General features: G+C 73.2%; 16 protein-coding genes. 12 read left to right on the top strand and 4 right to left on the bottom strand.

The window, feature by feature from the left end; genetic code table 11:
* Positions 1-30 precede the first annotated feature (30 nt).
* The 7 genes from ABLE68_RS06950 (at position 31) to ABLE68_RS06920 (ending at position 5,693) form a co-directional block, all read left to right on the top strand.
* Complete coding sequence (locus tag ABLE68_RS06950; RefSeq protein WP_348870584.1) at positions 31-690, top strand: 3-oxoacid CoA-transferase subunit A; 660 nt, start codon at positions 31-33, stop codon at positions 688-690.
* Positions 687-1,331 (top strand): 3-oxoacid CoA-transferase subunit B, encoded by a 645-nt coding sequence (locus tag ABLE68_RS06945; RefSeq protein WP_348870583.1) that lies wholly within the window; start codon positions 687-689, stop codon positions 1,329-1,331. Before ABLE68_RS06950 ends, ABLE68_RS06945 begins: the two co-directional genes overlap by 4 nt.
* 81 nt (positions 1,332-1,412) lie before the next feature.
* Positions 1,413-2,078, top strand: a complete 666-nt coding sequence (locus ABLE68_RS06940) for a hypothetical protein (protein WP_348870582.1) — start codon at positions 1,413-1,415, stop codon at positions 2,076-2,078.
* A 25-nt stretch (positions 2,079-2,103) separates the two neighbouring features.
* On the top strand, positions 2,104-2,604 hold the full coding sequence (locus tag ABLE68_RS06935; RefSeq protein ID WP_348870581.1) for a hemerythrin domain-containing protein: 501 nt from the start codon (positions 2,104-2,106) through the stop codon (positions 2,602-2,604).
* Positions 2,605-2,653: 49 nt separating this feature from the next.
* Positions 2,654-3,676, top strand: a complete 1,023-nt coding sequence (locus ABLE68_RS06930; protein ID WP_348870580.1) for an acyl-CoA dehydrogenase family protein — start codon at positions 2,654-2,656, stop codon at positions 3,674-3,676.
* Complete coding sequence (locus ABLE68_RS06925; RefSeq protein WP_348870579.1) at positions 3,673-5,007, top strand: PIG-L family deacetylase; 1,335 nt, start codon at positions 3,673-3,675, stop codon at positions 5,005-5,007. The genes ABLE68_RS06930 and ABLE68_RS06925 overlap by 4 nt, the downstream gene beginning before the upstream one ends.
* The gene (locus ABLE68_RS06920; protein WP_348870578.1) at positions 5,004-5,693 is read left to right on the top strand and encodes a glycosyltransferase family 2 protein; all 690 of its coding nucleotides are present in this window, start codon (positions 5,004-5,006) and stop codon (positions 5,691-5,693) included. Before ABLE68_RS06925 ends, ABLE68_RS06920 begins: the two co-directional genes overlap by 4 nt.
* A gap of 12 nt (positions 5,694-5,705) precedes the next feature.
* Here the strand turns inward: ABLE68_RS06920 and ABLE68_RS06915 are convergent, their stop codons facing one another.
* Together ABLE68_RS06915 and ABLE68_RS06910 are read right to left on the bottom strand one after the other, a co-directional pair.
* Positions 5,706-6,029: a LapA family protein gene (locus tag ABLE68_RS06915; RefSeq protein ID WP_348870577.1), complete on the bottom strand. Its 324-nt coding sequence runs from the start codon at positions 6,027-6,029 to the stop codon at positions 5,706-5,708.
* Positions 6,030-6,066: 37 nt separating this feature from the next.
* Entirely contained in the window at positions 6,067-6,555 is a 489-nt protein-coding gene (locus ABLE68_RS06910; RefSeq protein WP_348870576.1) for a cupin domain-containing protein, read from the bottom strand.
* Positions 6,556-6,658: 103 nt separating this feature from the next.
* Between ABLE68_RS06910 and recC the strand changes: the two genes are divergently transcribed.
* Genes recC through ABLE68_RS06890 form a run of 4 tightly spaced genes read left to right on the top strand, consistent with a single transcriptional unit; the run spans position 6,659 to position 15,626 of the window.
* Positions 6,659-9,937, top strand: a complete 3,279-nt coding sequence (gene recC / locus ABLE68_RS06905; RefSeq protein ID WP_348870575.1) for an exodeoxyribonuclease V subunit gamma — start codon at positions 6,659-6,661, stop codon at positions 9,935-9,937.
* The gene (locus ABLE68_RS06900; RefSeq protein WP_348870574.1) at positions 9,934-13,197 is read left to right on the top strand and encodes a UvrD-helicase domain-containing protein; all 3,264 of its coding nucleotides are present in this window, start codon (positions 9,934-9,936) and stop codon (positions 13,195-13,197) included. The genes recC and ABLE68_RS06900 overlap by 4 nt, the downstream gene beginning before the upstream one ends.
* Positions 13,194-14,945: an exodeoxyribonuclease V subunit alpha gene (gene recD / locus ABLE68_RS06895; RefSeq protein ID WP_348870573.1), complete on the top strand. Its 1,752-nt coding sequence runs from the start codon at positions 13,194-13,196 to the stop codon at positions 14,943-14,945. The genes ABLE68_RS06900 and recD overlap by 4 nt, the downstream gene beginning before the upstream one ends.
* A gap of 57 nt (positions 14,946-15,002) precedes the next feature.
* Positions 15,003-15,626, top strand: coding sequence for an ACT domain-containing protein (locus ABLE68_RS06890; protein ID WP_348870572.1), 624 nt, complete (start codon positions 15,003-15,005; stop codon positions 15,624-15,626).
* Positions 15,627-15,630: 4 nt separating this feature from the next.
* Here ABLE68_RS06890 and ABLE68_RS06885 read toward each other — a convergent pair whose 3' ends face one another.
* Positions 15,631-16,935, bottom strand: a complete 1,305-nt coding sequence (locus ABLE68_RS06885) for an MFS transporter (RefSeq protein ID WP_348870571.1) — start codon at positions 16,933-16,935, stop codon at positions 15,631-15,633.
* A gap of 19 nt (positions 16,936-16,954) precedes the next feature.
* Entirely contained in the window at positions 16,955-17,398 is a 444-nt protein-coding gene (locus ABLE68_RS06880) for a nitroreductase family deazaflavin-dependent oxidoreductase (protein WP_348870570.1), read from the bottom strand.
* Between the two features lie 55 nt (positions 17,399-17,453).
* Between ABLE68_RS06880 and ABLE68_RS06875 the strand changes: the two genes are divergently transcribed.
* Positions 17,454-18,371: a 1,4-dihydroxy-2-naphthoyl-CoA synthase gene (locus ABLE68_RS06875; protein ID WP_348870569.1), complete on the top strand. Its 918-nt coding sequence runs from the start codon at positions 17,454-17,456 to the stop codon at positions 18,369-18,371.
* Position 18,372 lies beyond the last annotated feature (1 nt).

Raw genomic sequence — 18,372 nt, 5'->3', positions numbered from 1 at the left:
CCGGGGCCACGCACCGTCGTGGGTGGTCCGATGAGCACCCGCATCTATGACACCGCGGCCGAGGCCGTGGCGGACGTCGCCGACGGGTCGACCGTCCTGATCGGCGGCTTCGGGATGGCCGGCATGCCGGTCGAGCTCATCGACGCGCTGATCGACCAGGGCGCGACCGACCTGACCGTCGTCAACAACAACGCCGGCAACGGCGACACCGGCCTGGCCGCGCTGCTCGCGAAGGGCCGCGTGCGCAAGGTGATCTGCTCCTTCCCGCGCCAGAAGGACTCGTGGGTCTTCGACGGGCTCTACCGCGAGGGCAAGGTCGAGCTCGAGCTGGTGCCGCAGGGCAACCTCGCCGAGCGGATGCGCGCCGCCGGTGCGGGGATCGGCGCGTTCTTCTGCCCGACTGGCGTCGGCACGCCGCTGGCAGAGGGGAAGGAGACGCGCGAGATCGACGGGCGTACCTACGTGCTGGAGTACCCCATCCGCGGCGACGTCGCGCTGGTCGGCGCCTACCGCGCCGACCGGATGGGCAACGTCGTCTACCGCAAGACCGCCCGCAACTTCGGGCCGGTGATGGCGACCGCTGCGGCCACCACGATCGTCCAGGTGCGCGAGGTCGTCGAGACCGGCGAGCTCGACCCGGAGGCCGTGGTCACGCCGAGCATCTACGTGGACAGGATCGTGACCGTATGACTCTCTCCAAGGACGAGATGGCCCAGCTGGTCGCGCAGGACATCCCGCCGGGGTCGTTCGTCAACCTCGGTATCGGCCAGCCGACGCTGGTCGCCGACCACCTCCCAACCGGCTCGGGCGTGGTGCTCCACACCGAGAACGGCATGCTCAACATGGGGCCTGCGGCGCAGGAGGGTGAGGTCGACCCGGACCTCACGAACGCCGGCAAGATCCCGGTGACCGAGCTCCCGGGTGCGTCGTACTTCCACCACGCCGACTCCTTCGCGATGATGCGCGGCGGCCACCTCGACGTGTGCGTGCTCGGCGCCTTCCAGGTCTCCGCGACCGGCGACCTCGCCAACTGGCACACCGGCGCGCCCGACGCGATCCCCGCCGTCGGTGGCGCAATGGACCTCGCGATCGGTGCCAAGAGCGTCTTCGTGATGATGACGCTCTTCGCGAAGGACGGGTCCTCCAAGCTGGTGCCGTCGTGCACCTACCCGCTGACCGGGGTCGGCTGCGTCGACCGGGTCTACACCGACGTCGCGACCTTCGAGATCACCCCCGATGGCGTGGTCGTCCTCGACACGTTCGGCACGTCGTACGACGAGCTCGCCGAGCGGCTCGAGGTCCCCATCATCGCCGGACCGGCCGGAGGGTAGGGGAGCCGACGCCTGTCACCCCTCGGGGTGGCGTCCGCCTGACCAGGAGGGGTACCGCATGGTCCTACCCCTGGAGGAACCATGGCCTCGAGCACACCGGACGCGGTTCTAGCCGGCGCTCGGCTGACGCGCGACGTCGCGGCCTCCGCCGGCGGTGCTGTGCTCGCCCAGGCCACCCGAGCCCTGGCGACGGTCCGACCGGCGGCCAAGCCCCTGCATCCGCGCGGCGTGGTGCTGCGCGGGCGGATCTACCGCCACGGGTCCCCCGAGCCGGTCGGGGTGCCGTGGCTGGACGAGCCGGGTGAGGACGACGTGCAGGTGCGGCTGTCCCGGGCCATCGGGCTGCCGTCGGCGATGCCGGACATCCACGGGCTCGCCGTCCGTGTCGGGTCCGGGGACCTCCTGTTCGCGTCCACCGGGTGGGGACGGCTCAGCCGGTTCGTGCTGACCGCGAGCCGTGATCCGCGCGGTCGGCCGATGACCACCCTGCTTCCCTACCGCACGGACGCCGGTCCCGTGCTGCTCGGTGCCCGCGCGGTGGGCGCCGAGACCTTCGAGCTCGCCTGGGCACACCGGGCCGGTGACTGGCAGCCGTTCGCGGTGCTCCGTCTCTCCACCGCCCGGGCCGCCGACCAGCACCTCTCGTTCGACCCCGTCCGCCACCAGGTGGACGGCCTGCAGCAGTACCCGAGCGTCGTACGGCTCCGTGAGCCGTCGTACGTCCGGGCCCGCCGCTCACGCACCTGACGTGACCGCAACCCAAGGAGACGCCATGTCCACGGACGCCATCGTGATGCTGAAGAACGACCACAAGCAGATCCTGCGCACCTTCAAGGACTTCGAGAACGCCGGCGACGACGCCCACCAGACCAAGGGCGACCTCGTCGGCCGGATCATCGAGCTCCTCACCGTGCACACCTACATCGAGAACGAGGTGATGTACCCGCGCGTCCGCGACCTCGTGCCGGAGCTGGAGGACGACGTCCTCGAGTCCTACGAGGAGCACCACGTCGCGGACGTCCTGGTCATGGAGCTGGTCGGGATGAAGCCGTCGGACGAGCGGTTCACCGCCAAGACGACGGTCCTCATCGAGAACGTCCGGCACCACATCGAGGAGGAGGAGGACGAGTGGTTCCCGAAGGTGCGGGAGGCGTTGGGGCGCAAGGTCCTCCAGGACATCGGGGCGGAGATGGCCGCCGCCGAGAAGAAGGCGCCTCGCAGTCCGGCCCAGCCGAGCGCCCTCAAGAAGACCATCGACGCCGTCATCTCGTGAGCAGATGATGGTCGGGGCTGGTCAGCGGGGAACTGGGTACAGCCGGGCCATGCCACCTCCCGGAACCGAGGCCGTGACGCTGTCTCCCGGTCCACCCCACGACGAGGAGCTGGTCGCCCTGGCCGCCGACGCCAGCGACGCTCGCGGCGACGTGCTCCGCGCACTCGAGCTCGCCGAGCGCTGGGGTGTGCGGCTCCCGGCGCCGGGTCGCGGACGGACGGCGCACCTGTGGGCGGCGCTCGCGACGCTGGGTGCGGTGGACCTCACCGTGGCCCGGGCGGTCGAGCCGCACCTCGACGCCGCGGCCATCCTGGACGAGCAGCGCGACGGCACCTGGGGCGTGTGGGCGGCGGAGGGGCCGGGCGTCCGGCTCCGTGCCGTGCCGACCGCGGACGGCGCCACGCTGACCGGCCGCAAGCCCTGGTGCTCGCTGGCTGCGGACCTGACCCACGCCCTCGTGACCGCGTGGGTCGACGACGAGCGCCGCCAGCTCTTCGCTGTCGACCTCCGCCAGCAGGGGGTGGCCACCGTCGACGCGCCGTGGGTGTCGCGGGGGCTGAGCGCCGTCCGCAGCACGCCGGTCGACTTCCACGACGCGGCCGCGACGCCGGTCGGCGAGCCGGGGTGGTACCTGCGCCGCGACGGGTTCGCCTGGGGCGGGATCGGCGTGGCCGCGATCTGGTACGGCGCGAGCGTCGGCCTCGCACGTCGGATCTGGCGCCAGGCTGCGGAGCGGGAGCTCGACCAGGTCGGGCAGCTGCACCTCGGTCGGGTCGACGTCGCGCTCACGGCTGCGTCGTCCGTGCTGCTCGGCGCGGCCGACGCGGTCGACCACGGCCGAGCTGCCGGCGACGACGGGATGCTGCTCGCGCTGCGGGTCCGCCAGGTCGTCGCCGACGCTGCTGAGTCGACGCTGCTCGCCGCGGACCACGCCCTCGGCCCGGGTCCGCTGACCACCGAGGAGGAGCACGCCGGCCGCGTGGCGGACCTCCGCGTCTACCTGCGCCAGCACCACGCCGAGCGCGACACCGCGACGCTCGGCCGGCTCGTGAGCGGAGCCTCGCCGTGGTGACCCGACCGGCCTTCACCCACGACGGCACCGGCACCCCCGCCGAGGTCTGGTCCGCCGACCTCCGCTGGGCCGACCGGGTGTCGCTCACGCTCGACGGCGTACGACGCCTGGTCGTCGTCGCCGCACACCCCGACGACGAGTCGCTCGGGGCAGGTGGCCTGCTCGCGACGGCGCACGAGCGGGGCCTCGAGATCGACCTGGTGCTCCTGACCGCAGGCGAGCTCAGCCATCCGGCGTCGCCGACCCACTCGCGCGCGCAGCTCGCCCAGCGACGGCTCGGCGAGGCGAAGGACGCGCTGCGAGAGGTCGCCCCGGGCGCGGGCGTCACGATGCTGGCGCTCGGCGACGGGACCGTCGCCGAGTCCGAGCCCGCTGTCACGGCCCGCCTCGTCGACCTGATCGGCGACGGTGCGACGACCCTGCTCGCCGCACCGTGGCGGCAGGACGGCCACCCCGACCACGAGGCCGCCGGACGAGCCGCGGCCGCGGCGGCCCGTCGTACGGACGCCACGCTGGTGGAGTACCCCGTCTGGTGGTGGCACTGGGGCACGCCCGACGACGCGCCCTGGCCGGCGCTGCGGACCATGGAGCTCTCGGCCGGGGCTCGCTCCCGCAAGAGCCGCGCGATCGCCGCGCACTCCTCCCAGGTCGACGCGCTCTCGAGCGCGCCCGGCGACGAGGTGCTCCTCCATCCCGGCTTCCTCGCGCACTTCCACGGCTCGGTGGAGGTCTACGTCGTCGACGACGCGTGCGACACCGCGCTCGACGACCTGCACCGCTCCGAGCCGGACCCCTGGGGCGTCGACGAGCGGTGGTACGAGCAGCGCAAGCGCGACCTGACCCTGGCGGTGCTGCCGCGAGCGGCGTACGCCCGGGGGCTGGAGGTGGGGTGCTCCACCGGAGCGCTCGCCGAACGGTTGGCCGAGCGCTGCCACGAGCTGCTCGCCGTCGATGCCAGCCCCGCCGCGGTCGAGGCCGCCCGGCAGCGCCTGGCCGGTCACGACCACGTCCGGGTCGAGCACCTCCAGGTGCCGCAGGAGTGGCCGCCCGGCAGCTTCGACCTGGTCGTGGTCTCGGAGACGGCCTACTTCCTCAGCCCGCGCGGGCTGCGGGGGCTGGTCGAACGGGTCCGGGCGTCGCTCGCGCCGCTCGGCGTCGTCGTGCTGTGCCACTGGCGGCACCGGATCGACGGCTGGGTGGCGGACGCGGACGCGGTGCGGCACGCCTTCACCGACGACGGGTGGCTGCCGGTGCAGGCGACCTACCGGGACCGGGACGTCGAGCTCCTGGTGCTCGCCGCCACGGACGCGCTGCCGGAGCCGACGTCATGACGATCGCGGTGGTCCACGTCGTCGTTCCGGCTCACGACGAGGAGCAGCTCCTCGGCGCCTGCCTGGCCTCCGTCGCCACGGCCGCCGGCCGGCTCCTCGCCGACCTGCCGGGCATCGTCGTCCGCACCACCGTCGTGCTCGACCGCTGCAGGGACCAGACCGCGGCCGTCGCGGCGACGTACGGCGTTGACACGGTGGTCGTGGACGCGGCCAGCGTCGGTGTCGCACGGGCGGCCGGGATCGCGCGGGCCGCGGAGCTCGCCGACGGCCAGCCGCCCGAGCGGGTGCTCGTGGTGAGCACCGACGCGGACTGCGTGGTCCCGGAGCTGTGGCTCGTGGACCTGCACGCGTTGGTCGCGGCCGGCTACGACCTGGTGGTCGGGTCGGTGCACCCCGACCCCGACGACCTGCCCCCGAGCGCCCTGGAGCGCTGGCGCGAGCGCCACCGCACCCCGCGGGCGCACGTCCACGGCGCCAACCTGGCGTTCACGCTCGCGGCGTACGCCCGGTCCGGCGGGCTGCAGCCGGTCGACCTGCACGAGGACGTGTTCCTGGTCGAGGCGATGCGCGCGGCGGGATGCCAGTGGACCGTCAGCACGTCGGTGCAGACCTCGGGTCGTACGTCGAGCCGGGTGCACGGCGGCTTCGCGACCTACCTCGCGGACCTGGTCGCCCAGCCGGAGTGATCCTCAGCGCGCTCAGCTCTTCTGCTTGCGCACCCGTCGGCGGAGCTGCCAGATCCGCATGGTGCCGACCGCCGCGGTGATCAGGACGCCGCCGACGGTCGCGATCAGCAGGGCGACCGAGAGCGGCGCGGTGCCCTCCCAGAAGAGGAAAGAGATGTCGACGTCGTCGGTGTTCTGCGCGATGAAGATGATCAGCAGCACGAGCAGCACCGCCGCCACGACGACGCTCGTCCACGCTCCGCTCGTGCGCGAGTGACGCAGCGGGTCCTGCGGCGGCGGGGCGGGCGAGGTCGGCTCGACGACCTCGGGCTCAGGGTCGGGCGTGGTTTCGGTCATGGGGGAGCGGTACCCGTTCGGCCGCTCCCCGACGCACTCAGTCCGGGATCGCTGCCGGTTCGCCGGTCTTGAAGAGCGTGGACAGCAGGATGACGACCGGCACGGTGCCGTTGTTGGCGGCGTGGTGCACCTCGCCCTGCTCCTCGATCAGCCACTGGCCGCTCTTCACCTTGACGGTGTCGCCGGGCTTGACCTTCTTCACGAGCGTGGGGTCGTCGCCCGAGCCCTTCATCAGCTTCGCGGAGCCGGTCTCGACGGTGTAGGTCAGCGTGCCCTCGGCGACGTAGCCCAGCTGCTGGCCGGGGTGGTGGTGGGCCGCGAGCTGGGCGCCCGGCATCACGACGACCTTGCTCAGGCCCAGCGTGCGGTGCGGCGCTCCCGGGGGCGAGGCCACCTCCGCCAGCGACTGGCGGGTGACGACGACCGGTGCGGGGTCGTCGGCAGCGGCGGACGTCACGGTGATCCCGGCGGCGAAGCCGGATCCGACCAGGGCGAGTGCGGCGAGGGGGAGGAGTGCGCGCTTCATGTCCAGCAGCGTAGGGAGACCCGCCGTACGCCGCAGGTGTTCGGCCGTTGAATCTCCCCGGCACCCAGAACGGGTGTCGGCCGGTCGCCGTAAGGTGCGGCCCGTGACCCTGCAGATCCACCGAGCCGCGCGGACCGACGCGCTCGCGGACCGGCTGGGTGACCTGCTGGGCACGCCGCTGCCGGACCCGTTCGCGGAGGAGGTCGTGGTGGTGCCGGCCCGGGGGGTCGAGCGCTGGCTGACCCAGCGCCTCTCGCACCGGCTCGGCACGGGTCCTCGCGGTGGTGACGGGGTGTGCGCGGGTGTGCGGTTCCTGTCCCCGCCGTCGCTGGTGAGCCTGCTGCTCGGCCGCGAGCGCGACGACCCGTGGGACCCCGAGCGGCTGGTCTGGCCCCTGCTCGCGACGATCGACGAGAGCCTCGCCGACCCCGCGTTCGCGACGCTCGCCCAGCACCTCGGTCACGGGCTCGACGGCCCGGACGGCGAGCTCCGCCGCAGCCGTCGCTACTCGGTCGCGATCCGGTTGGCCGCTCTCTTCGCGTCGTACGCCAAGCAGCGCCCGAGCCTCGTCAGCGACTGGCGGACGGGTCGCGACGGCGACCTGGCGCCCGACCTGCTCTGGCAGGCGGAGCTGTGGCGCCGGCTGCTCCCGCGGGTCGACGCGTCACCACCCGACGTGCGCCATGCCGAGACGATCGCTGCGTTGCGCGCCGGCGGCGCGCACCTGCCGCTGCCCGGGCGGCTGTCACTCTTCGGGCACACCCGCATCCCCGCCACCGAGGTCGAGCTGCTGGCCGCGCTCGGCGAGCACCGCGACGTGCACCTCTATCTCCCGCAGCCCTCCCCGACGCTGTGGGACGACCTGACCGGCTTGGGCGGCGTGGTCCCGCGCGACGAGGACACGTCCGCCGAGCGCGTCGGCCACCCGCTCCTTGCCTCGCTCGGTCGCGACGCCCGCGAGCTGCGACGCACCCTCGACGGCATCGGGGCCGATCTGGTCCCCACCACCGAGCCGGCCACCAGCACGATGCTCGGCTGGCTCCAGCACGACCTGCGCGCCAATCACGCGCCGTCGTACGACGAGCGCGCCGGCCGCCACCTCGCGGACGGTGACCGCACCCTGCAGGTGCACGCCTGCCACGGCGCGGCCCGGCAGGTCGACGTGCTCCGCGAGGTCCTGGTCGGGATGCTCGAGGACGACCCGACCCTCGAGCCCCGCGACATCCTCGTGATGTGCCCGGACATCGAGACCTACGCGCCGCTGATCTCGGCCGGGTTCGGGCTGGCCACGGTGGCGGGCCATCCCGCCCACCTGCTGCGCGTCAAGCTCGCCGACCGAGCACTGACGAGCACCAACCCGCTGCTGGCGATCGCGGGATCGCTGCTGGAGCTGTCGGGCGGCCGGGTCACCGCGTCGGACGTGCTCGACCTCGCGGCGAGCGAGCCGTGCCGGCGCCGGTTCGGGTTCACCGACGACGACCTCGACCGGGTGAGCCGCTGGGTCGCCCGCGCCGGGGTGCGCTGGGGGCTGGACGCGCAGTCGCGGGCGGCGTTCTCGATGGACCGCTTCGAGCACAACACCTGGCGGGCCGGGCTCGACCGGATCCTGCTCGGCGTCGCGATGAGCGGCGACGACCACCGCCACCTCGGGCGCGGGCTGCCGCTCGACGACGTCGCCAGCTCCGAGATCGACCTGGCGGGCCGGCTCGCCGAGCTGGTCGACCGGCTCGACACCTGCCTCCGGGGACTGGCGGCGGCGCACACCGTCGCGGAGTGGACCGCCCGCCTGCGCGACGGCGTCCGCGGCCTGACCGACGTGGCGGACGACGACGCCTGGCAGCTCCCGCAGTTCGAGCGCGAGCTGGCGCGGGCGGCCGCCTCGTCGCACGAGGGCGAGATCGAGCTGCGCCTCTCCGATGTCCGCGCGCTGCTCCAGTCGCGGCTGGCCGGACGCCCGACGCGGGCCAACTTCCGCACCGGCACGCTCACCGTCTGCACGATGGTCCCGATGCGCTCGGTCCCCCACCGGGTGGTGTGCCTGGTCGGGCTCGACGACGGGGTGTTCCCGCGGGCCGGCGCGGTCGACGGTGACGACGTGCTCGGCAGGCGCCCGCTCACGGGCGAGCGCGACGCGCGCAGCGAGGACCGCCAGCTCCTCCTCGACGCCGTCCTGGCCGCGACCGAGCACCTCGTCATCACCTACACCGGAGCCAACGAGCAGTCCGGGGCGCCCCGTCCTCCCGCCGTACCCCTCGGCGAGATCCTCGACGCCGCCGACCGCACGACCGCGGCGCCGGTGCGCGACCGGATCCTCACCCGCCACCCGCTCCAGCCCTACGACGCCCGCAACTTCGTCGCGGCGGCGCCCTTCAGCTTCGACGCGGCCGCGCTGGCCGGCGCCCGGTCCGCGTGGAGCGTGCGCCACGAGCCACCGCCGTTGCTGAGCGGACCGCTCCCGGCTCGTCCTCCGGGTGACGTGTCGTTGCAGGACCTCAAGGCGTTCCTGGTCCACCCGGTGAAGTCGTTCCTGCGCGAGCGCCTCGACGTCGCGACGCCGTTCGAGCCCGACGACCTGGCCGACGCGATCCCGGTGACGCTCGACAGCCTGGAGAAGTGGCAGATCGGCGACCGGCTGCTGCGCGAGCTGCTCGCGGGGCACGACCCGGTCGCGGTGATGACCGCCGAGCAGCTCAGCGGCACGCTGCCGCCCGGAGGACTCGGGACGTCGGCGCTCAACGAGGTCGTCGCGGAGTGCCAGAAGCTCTGGGCCCGCACCGCCGAGGTGCGCACCGGCGACCGCCGCTCCGTCGACGTCGACGTGGACCTCGGCGACGGGCGACGGCTGACCGGCACCGTGCCCGGCGTCTACGGCAACCGGGTCGTGTCGCTCGGCTACTCCCGGCTCAACGCCCGCCAGCGCCTCCAGACCTGGGTCGACCTCCTCGCCCTGACCGCCTCCCACCCCGACCAGCACTGGACCGCCCACGCCATCGGCAAGGACCGCGCCGGCCCGAAGCGTGCGCTGTCGGGACCGATCGACCACCGCGCGGTCGCCTGGCTGCGCGACCTGGCCGACCTCCGCGAGCTCGGCCTCTCGCGTCCGCTCGCAGTCCCGGTCAAGACCGGCGCCGCCTGGGCGGAGGCCCACGCGCGCGAGCTGATGGGTCAGGACACCCCACCCGTGGAGGCCGCGCGCCGGGAGTGGGAGACCGATCCCCACCACCAGCTCGGCATCGAGGGCGAGGACGCAGATCCTTACCACCAGCGGGTCTTCGGCCTCCGCACCCCGGTCGAGGCTCTCGTCGACGCTGGCCTCGGCGACCTTGCCTGGCGGATCTGGGAGCCACTCCTCACCGGCGCCGAGAGGGTGGGTCCCCTGTGAGCCCCTTCTCCATCACCGACCCCTTGCCCACCGGCACCGTGCTCCTCGAGGCCAGCGCCGGCACCGGCAAGACCTGGACCATCGGCGCGCTCGTGACGAGGTACGTCGCCGAGGGGCACGCCAAGCTCGAGCAGATGCTCGTGGTGACGTTCGGTCGGGCCGCGAGCCAGGAGCTGCGCGAGCGGGTCCGGGCCCAGCTGGTCGAGGCCGAGCGGGTGCTGAGCGGCGACCCCGCGGTCGGCGACGTCGGCGGGTCCGACCTGGTCGCGCTGCTGCGCTCCTGGGAGCCGGAGCAGCGTCGGCTCGGTCACCGGCGCGTCACGGAGGCGCTCGCCGGGTTCGACGGCGCGACCATCGCGACCACCCACCAGTTCTGCTCGATGGTGCTCGACTCGCTCGGCGTCGCGGGCGACACCGACTCCCGTGCCCGGCTGGTCGAGGACCTCGACGACCTGGTCGAGGAGACCGTCGACGACCTCTACCTCCGCGCGTTCGCCTTCGACGAGGGTGGCCCGGTCTTCTCCCACGCCGACGCCCTCGCCATCGCCCGCGCCGCGATCGGCGACCCGCAGGCCCGGCTCGAGCCCGCCGGTGAGGACCGCTCGACGCCGGTCGGCCGCCGGGTGAGCTTCGCCGACGCCGTCCGCACCGAGCTCGACCGCCGCAAGCGGCGCCTCGGGATCCTGTCGTACGACGACCTGCTCAGCCAGCTCGCGACGGCGCTCGCCGACGAGGACGGCCCGGCCGCCCAGCGGATGCGCCAGCGCTGGAGCATCGTGCTGGTCGACGAGTTCCAGGACACCGACCCGGTGCAGTGGCAGGTGCTCGACCGGGCCTTCACCGGCCACGCCACGATGGTGCTGATCGGCGACCCGAAGCAGGCGATCTACGCGTTCCGCGGCGGCGACGTCACGACCTACCTCCAGGCCGCGGAGACCGCCGCGACCAAGCAGACGCTGTCGGTCAACTGGCGCAGCGACGCCCCGCTCCTCGACTCCTTCCAGCGGCTGCTCGCCGGTGCCGCCCTCGGCGACGACCGGATCGTCGTGCGCGACGTCGAGGCACACCACGGCGAGAGCCGGCTCGTCGGAGCCCCGGCTCCGGCGCCGTTCCGGGTCCGGGTGGTCCGCCGCGAGCAGTTCCGTCGCAGCGGCAGCGCGACGCTCGCCGTCGGGCAGGTCCGGCCCCACGTCGCGCGCGACCTTGCGCTCGACGTACGCCGCCTGCTCGCGTCGGGAGCGACCTTCGAGGGTCGCCCGGTCCTGCCGCGCGACGTCGCGGTCATCAGCTATCGCCACGCCGACCTGGCCGCCGTCCGGGAGGCGCTGCTCGAGGTCGGGGTCCCGGCCGTGATCGCCGGCGGCGGCAGCGTCTTCTCGACGCCGGCTGCGGTCGAGTGGTTGACCCTCCTGGAGGCGCTCGAGCAACCACACCGGAGCGCCCGCGTGCGCTCGGCCGCGCTGACCTGCTTCCTCGGCCACACCGCCGCGGACCTCGACGCGCGCGGCGACGACCTGACCGACGAGGTCGCCGACACGTTGCGTGCCTGGGTCGAGCTCTTCACGACCCGCGGGCTGGCGGCCGTGCTCGAGGCGGCCAACGTCGCCGGGCTGCCCGAGCGCGTGCTCGCCGAGGTCGGGGGAGACCGGCGGCTGACCGACCTGCGCCACATCGGTGAGGCGCTGCACGAGGTCACGCTCACCGAGCACCACGGCCTGGTGTCGCTGCTGACCTGGCTGCGCCAGCAGGTGTCCGAGGGGCGGGCCGGTCGTGGGGTCGAGCGCACCCGCCGGCTCGACTCCGACGCCGCCGCGGTGCAGCTGGTGACGATCCACGCCAGCAAGGGGCTCGAGTACCCCGTCGTCTACCTCCCCGCGCTCTCCGACCGGTTCGTGCCCAAGCCCACCCGGCCGCTCTTCCACGACGACGACGGCCAGCGCTGCCTCAACGTCGGTGGCGGCGGCGCCGACTGGTCCGACCACTGCCGCCGGTGGGCCGACGAGGAGGCCGGTGAGTGGCTCCGGCTCCTGTACGTCGCGATCACCCGGGCCCAGTCGCAGGTGGTCGCCTGGTGGGCGCCGACCAAGAACGCCGTCGCCTCGCCGCTCCACCGGATGCTGATGCGCGACCCCGCGTCGGTCGACGTGCCCGAGACGCCGCCGGTGCCCCACGATGACGACGTGGTCGCCCTCTTCGCGACGTGGCGCGACCGCGGCGGCCCCTCGCCGGAGCCGGCGATCCACGCCGAGCCCGGCGCCGACCCGCCGCGCCCCGAGACTCCCGCCCTCGCCGCCCGGATCTTCACGCGCGAGGTCGACACCGAGTGGCGGCGAGCGTCGTACTCCTCCCTGAGCAAGGTGGAGGTGACCGCCACGGTCACCAGCGAGCCGGAGGTCGGCGCCAAGGACGACGAGCCGACCGAGCCCGTGGTCGACGTCCCGGCCGCGCCGCTGCCCGACGACGTGCCTTCCCCGATGGCAGGACTCCCGGTCGGCGCGACCTTCGGCTCCCTCGTCCACGCCGTCCTCGAGCACACCGACCCCGACGCCGTCGACCTGCGCGCGGAGCTGCTCGGCCACATCGACGAGCAGCTCGGGTGGTGGCCCGTGGAGCTCGACCGCGAGGAGCTGGCCGATGCCCTGGTGGCTGTCTGCGACTCGCCCCTCGGCCCGCTGGCCGGCACCACTCTGCGCGGCGTGCCCCTGACCGACCGGCTCCGCGAGATGGACTTCGAGCTGCCCCTCGGTGGCCGCACCCTCGGTGAGATCGGCCCGCTGCTCGAACGCCACCTCCCGGTCGGTGACCCGGTGCGTGAGTACGCCGCGGCGCTGGCCGGACCGCTCGGCGAGCAGAGCCTGAGCGGCTACCTCACCGGCTCGGTCGACGTCGTCCTGAGGCTCCGCACCGAGGCCGGGCCGCGCTACCTGGTCGTCGACTACAAGACCAACTGGCTCGGCCCGATCGACGAGCCGCTCACGGCCCACAGCTACCGCCCCGAGGCGCTCGACGCGGCGATGGGTCACTCCGACTACCCCCTGCAGGCGCTGCTGTACGCCGCGGTGCTCCACCGGTTCCTGCGCTGGCGCCAGCCCGGCTACGACCCCGAGCAGCACCTCGGCGGCGTGCTCTACCTCTACCTGCGCGGCATGTGCGGCCCCGACACCCCGCTCGTCGACGGGGCGCCCTGCGGTGTCTTCGCCTGGCGTCCTCCGGTCGCGCTGGTCGAGGCCCTCTCCGACCTCCTGGACGGTGCGCGATGACCGAGCTCTTCGAGCCCGTCGGCGACCACGACTGGCGCATCGCCACCACCGCGACCGGGCTCCTCGCCGACTTCAACGCGGCCGGCGTGCTGACCTCGTCCGACATCCACGTCGCGTCCCGCATCGGTGCGCTCGGCGACGAGGCCGACGAGTCGGTACTGCTCGCGGTCGCCCTCGCGGTGCGCGCCGTCCGCCGGGGCTCGGTCTGCCTCGACCTCGCGACCGTCCGCGAGACCGCGCCCGAGCTCGCCTGGCCCGACGACTGGGAGACCGCGATCGCGGGCTCGTCCCTCGTCGCCGCGGGCGTGGTCCGCTGGGAGCTCGGGCTGCTCTACCTCGACCGCTACCACCGGCTCGAGACCCAAGTCCACGACGACCTCGGCGTCCGGCTCGCGCAGGACGCGCCCGTCGTCGACGAGGCGCGGCTGGACGCCGCGGTCGCCAAAGTCCGCGCCGGACACTTCAGCCCCGAACAGGAGGCCGCCGTCGTCGCGGCCGTGCGCCGGCGTACGACGATCCTCACCGGGGGTCCCGGCACCGGCAAGACCACCACCGTCGCCCGGCTGCTCGCCCTCCTCGCCGACCAGGCCGGCGGCGGCCTGGCGATCGCGCTCGCGGCCCCGACCGGCAAGGCGGCGACACGACTCCAGGAGGCCGTCGTCACCGAGCTCGACGCGGTCGCCGCCACCTGGCCGGAGGCGCCGGGTCTGGTCGGCCGGCTCGACGGGCTCACGCTCCACCGGCTGCTCGGCTGGCGCCCCGACAACGCGACCCGCTTCCGCCACGACCGCTCCAACCGGCTCAAGTACGACGTCGTCGTGGTCGACGAGTCGTCGATGGTCGAGCTCACGATGATGGGCCGGCTGCTCGAGGCCCTGCGTCCCGAGTCCCGGCTGATCCTGGTCGGCGACCCGCGCCAGCTGACCTCCGTCGGCGCCGGTGCCGTGCTCAGCGACCTGGTCGCCGGCTTCGAGGGCAGACCCGACTCCCCGGTCGCCGCCCTCACCGAGAACTTCCGCTCCGAGTCCGACATCAAGGCGCTCGCCGCCGCGCTCCGCGACGGCGACGCCGACGACGTGCTGGCCGTGCTGCGCAGCCCGTCGGAGCAGGTGTCGTTCGTCGAGGCCGCCGACGACGCCGCGATCGAGGAGGCGCTGCGGCCCGACTCGGTCGCGGCGGCCCGCGCGGTCTGGCAGGCCGCCACCGACGAGGACCCGGCCCGCGCCCTCGCCGAGCTCGACCGCTACCGCCTGCTGTGCGCCCACCGCGAGGGGCCCTACGGCGTACGCCGCTGGAACTCCCTCGTCGAGCGCTGGCTCGCGGAGGACCCCGAGGTGGACGTCTACGGGCAGTGGTACGTCGGGCGTCCGCTGCTCGTCACCAGCAACGACTACGCGCTCGACGTCTACAACGGCGAGACCGGTGTGGTCGTCCGGCAGGCTGGACGGCCGCGGGCGTTCGTCGCCGGGTCGGAGCGGCTCAAGGAGTTCGCACCCGGGCGGCTCGACGCGGTCGAGACCATGCACGCGATGACCATCCACAAGAGCCAGGGGAGCCAGGCGGACCGGGTGACCGTGCTGCTGCCAGACGCGGGGTCACGGCTGCTGACCCGCGAGCTGTTCTACACGGCGGCCACGCGGGCCCGGCACCACGTGCGCGTGGTGGGGTCGGAGGCCGCCGTACGCGCCGCGGTCGAGACGCGAGCACAGCGTGCGACCGGTCTGAGGCTCCGTCTCGCGGGTCGATGAGCGGTAATCCCCGCGCAACGTGGTGCGGCTAGGGTCGAAGCCAGATTGGAGTCTGTGATGCCCTTCTTGCTGCGCGTGGAGCTGCCCGACGTCCCGGGTTCCCTGGGACGGGTCGCGACGACCATCGGTGAGGCCGGCGGTGACATCGAGGCGATCGAGATCGTCGAGAAGCGCCACGACGGCACCGCAGTCGACGATGTCCTCCTCGAGATGGCGCCGACGGCCATGCCCGACTCGGTGGTCTCGGCCTGCAACGCGCTCGACGGGGTGAAGGTCCTGTGGATCAGCAGGTACGGCCCCGGCGGCAACCTCTTCCTCGACCTCGAGGCCGTCGAGGAGCTGACCGCCGATCCCGAGGGTGCGCTCGACCGCCTCATCGACCTGCTCCCGGTCACGTTCCGCTCCGACTGGGCCGCCCGGGTGAGCAAGGCCGACGGCGTCGTCTACTCGACCCCCGCCGCTCCCGGTGACCTGCGGTGGAGCCAGATCGAGCGCGCCGAGCTCCTGGCCGCTGCCGACGAGAACGCCATCCACTGCGGCGCCCGGCTCAACAAGTCCGAGATCGTCGTCATCGGCCGCCGCGGCGGCCCGGAGTTCCTCGACTCCGAGATCGCCCGCCTCGGCCACCTGGTCGGCCTCGCCATGTCGATCACCCGCGGCGCCAAGGCCCACACGCACTGACGGGTCAGGGGACCGACTTGATCCGGGTCACGAAGACCGACCCGAGGATCGCGGCCAGCGTCGCGCCGCCGTACAGCACGCAGTAGCCCGTCGAGAACCCGTCGCCGTTCGTCTCGGTCACGCCGCCGAGCCCCTCGACGACGAGCAGGATGATCGCCGCGATGCCGGGGGCGAAGACCTGGGGCAGGGCGTTCGCGATGTTGATGACACCGAGGTCCTTGGCGCGGTCCTCGGCGCCGGGGAGCACCTGGGTGATCAGCGCGAAGTCGACCGAGGTGTAGATCCCGTAGCCGACCCCCATCAGGACCGCGGCGACGATCGCGGCCGGCCAGCTCTGCCCGAAGGCGAGCAGCATCGACGCCGTCGCGCCGACCAGGCCCGACCAGATGACGAAGACCTTGCGCTTGCCGCTGCGGTCGCTCCAGATGCCGAAGGTCACGGCGGTCGCCATGATCACGACCGCGTAGATCGCGGTGAGCAGGAAGACCCGGTTGGCCGCCTCGTCCTTGTCGAAGCCGAGCACGTCCTGCATGTAGTAGAGGAGGTAGAGCAGCCCGAGCGCGTTGCCGAGGTTGACCAGGAAGCGGGTCAGCCAGGCCCACGCGAAGTCGGGGTGCTGCCGCGGCGACACCCAGAACGACTTGAGGAACGCGCCCCAGTCGAACGCCGCCGGCCGCTCCTCCGGAGCGAGCGGGATGTCGCGGGAGTCCAAGCAGTAGGGCAGCGTCAGCACGACCAGGACGGCCGCGACCACGACGTACCCCGCCGCGATGCTGCCCGTCGCCGACGCGATGCCGGTGCCGGCGACCACCCCGATGGTCTGGGCGATCGCGAGGATGCCGCCGATCTTGCCGCGGCTCGCGACCGGCACCTGGTCGGGGACGGTCGCGGTCACCGCGGCGAGCATCGCGTTGAGCGCTGCCTGGACGCCGCACCAGCCGAGCGCCATCACCACGACGTTGTCGGCGACCGAGAGCAGCAACAACGACAGCGCGCCCCCTGCCGCACCGGCCACCACCCACGGCAGCCGTCGGCCCGCGCGCAGCGTGGTTCGGTCCGAGAAGGCGCCGAAGACCGGGTTGCACACCACCGACACGAAGGCGCCGAGGCCGGTGACGACGGCCAGGATCAGCTTCTTGTCGTCGGCCGAGATCGCCTCCGCCTGCTGGGCGAGCAGCACCTGGATGGGCCCGAAGAACCCCGCCCACAGGCCGATGCTGGCCAGGGTCACGAACGCGACCCATCGGCCCGGCGGGTTCGCGGTGGGCTCGGCGAGCGCCGAGCGGCGCGCGGGCGTGTCGGTGGTCACTCCCGCATTGTGGAGCCGATCAGATGCGTTCGAGCAGGAACACCGGGATCTCGCGGTCGGTCTTCTCCTGGTACTCGGCGTACGGCGCGTACTGCGCGACCGCGCGCTCCCACCACTCGGCCCGCTCGGCGCCCTCGGCCACCCGGACCTTGTAGGTGTGCGGCTCCGGGCCGTCCTGGAGGTCGACCTCGGGGTGCTCGACGAAGTTGTAGTACCAGGTCGGGTTCTCGGGCGTGCCGCCCTTCGACGCGACCGCGGCGTAGACGCCGTCCTTCTCGACCCGCATCACGGGGTTCTTCCGGAGCTTGCCGGACTTGGCACCCTTCGAGGTGATCACCACGATCGGCCACTCGGGGTGGCCCTGGAGGGTGTTGGCCTCCTTGCCGCCGGAGGCCTCGTACTTCTCGACCTGCTCCCGCACCCAGTCAGCGGGGCTGGGCTCGTACTCGCCTTCAAGAGTCATGTAGTCCAGAAGACCACTCGTCTGCTCGATATTCCAGCGTCGGTAGGGTCCGACCATGAGCGCCATCGACGGGGTGTCCGAGATCTTCGACGCCGACGCCTGGGACGACGTCCCCGGCTTCGAGGACCTGACCGACCTGACCTACCACCGCGCGAAGGCGCACGGCACGGTCCGGATCGCCTTCGACCGGCCCGACATCCTCAACGCCTTCCGGCCGCACACCGTCGACGAGCTGCTGCGCACCCTGGAGCACGCGCGTACGTCGAGCGACGTCGGCTGCGTGATCCTCACCGGCAACGGCCCGAGCGCCAAGAACGGCAAGTGGGCGTTCTGCACGGGCGGCGACCAGCGGATCCGCGGCCGCGCGGGCTACCAGTACGCGGAGGGCGAGACCGCCGACACGGTCGACAAGGCCAAGCTCGGCCGGCTGCACATCCTCGAGGTGCAGCGGCTGATCCGCTTCATGCCGAAGATCGTCATCTGCGTGGTGCCCGGCTGGACGGCCGGCGGCGGCCACAGCCTGCACGTCGTCTGCGACCTGACCCTCGCCTCGACCGAGGAGGCGCGCTTCAAGCAGACCGACGCCGACGTCGGCTCGTTCGACGGTGGCTTCGGCTCGGCGTACCTCGCCCGCCAGGTCGGCCAGAAGTTCGCCCGCGAGATCTTCTTCCTCGGCCAGGAGTACTCCGCCGAGGACGGCGTGAAGATGGGCGCCGTCAACCGCGCCGTCCCGCACGCCGAGCTCGAGGCCACGGCCCTGGAGTGGGGCCGGCTGATCAACGGCAAGTCGCCGACCGCGCAGCGGATGCTGAAGTACTCCTTCAACGCCATCGACGACGGCCTGGTCGGCCAGCAGATCTTCGCCGGCGAGACGACCCGCCTCGCGTACATGACCGACGAGGCCGCCGAGGGTCGCGACCAGTTCCTCGAGAAGCGCGAGCCCGACTGGTCGCCGTTCCCCTGGTACTACTGAG

This window comes from Nocardioides pollutisoli, assembly GCF_040045055.1.
GTDB classification, from domain to species: Bacteria; Actinomycetota; Actinomycetes; order Propionibacteriales; family Nocardioidaceae; genus Nocardioides; species Nocardioides tweenelious.
The sequence above is the reverse complement of the archived record's forward strand: the minus strand, read 5'-3'. Positions and strand labels throughout refer to the sequence as shown.

Bases quoted from the DNA above. Each gene is read 5' to 3' on its own strand.
- ABLE68_RS06950 (WP_348870584.1), top strand. From the start codon at position 31: ATGAGCACCCGCATCTATGACACCGCGGCCGAGGCCGTGGCGGACGTC.
- ABLE68_RS06945 (WP_348870583.1), top strand. From the start codon at position 687: ATGACTCTCTCCAAGGACGAGATGGCCCAGCTGGTCGCGCAGGACATC.
- ABLE68_RS06940 (WP_348870582.1), top strand. From the start codon at position 1,413: ATGGCCTCGAGCACACCGGACGCGGTTCTAGCCGGCGCTCGGCTGACG.
- ABLE68_RS06935 (WP_348870581.1), top strand. From the start codon at position 2,104: ATGTCCACGGACGCCATCGTGATGCTGAAGAACGACCACAAGCAGATC.
- ABLE68_RS06930 (WP_348870580.1), top strand. From the start codon at position 2,654: ATGCCACCTCCCGGAACCGAGGCCGTGACGCTGTCTCCCGGTCCACCC.
- ABLE68_RS06920 (WP_348870578.1), top strand. From the start codon at position 5,004: ATGACGATCGCGGTGGTCCACGTCGTCGTTCCGGCTCACGACGAGGAG.
- ABLE68_RS06915 (WP_348870577.1), bottom strand. From the start codon at position 6,029: ATGACCGAAACCACGCCCGACCCTGAGCCCGAGGTCGTCGAGCCGACC.
- ABLE68_RS06910 (WP_348870576.1), bottom strand. From the start codon at position 6,555: ATGAAGCGCGCACTCCTCCCCCTCGCCGCACTCGCCCTGGTCGGATCC.
- recD (WP_348870573.1), top strand. From the start codon at position 13,194: ATGACCGAGCTCTTCGAGCCCGTCGGCGACCACGACTGGCGCATCGCC.
- ABLE68_RS06890 (WP_348870572.1), top strand. From the start codon at position 15,003: ATGCCCTTCTTGCTGCGCGTGGAGCTGCCCGACGTCCCGGGTTCCCTG.
- ABLE68_RS06880 (WP_348870570.1), bottom strand. From the start codon at position 17,398: ATGACTCTTGAAGGCGAGTACGAGCCCAGCCCCGCTGACTGGGTGCGG.
- ABLE68_RS06875 (WP_348870569.1), top strand. From the start codon at position 17,454: ATGAGCGCCATCGACGGGGTGTCCGAGATCTTCGACGCCGACGCCTGG.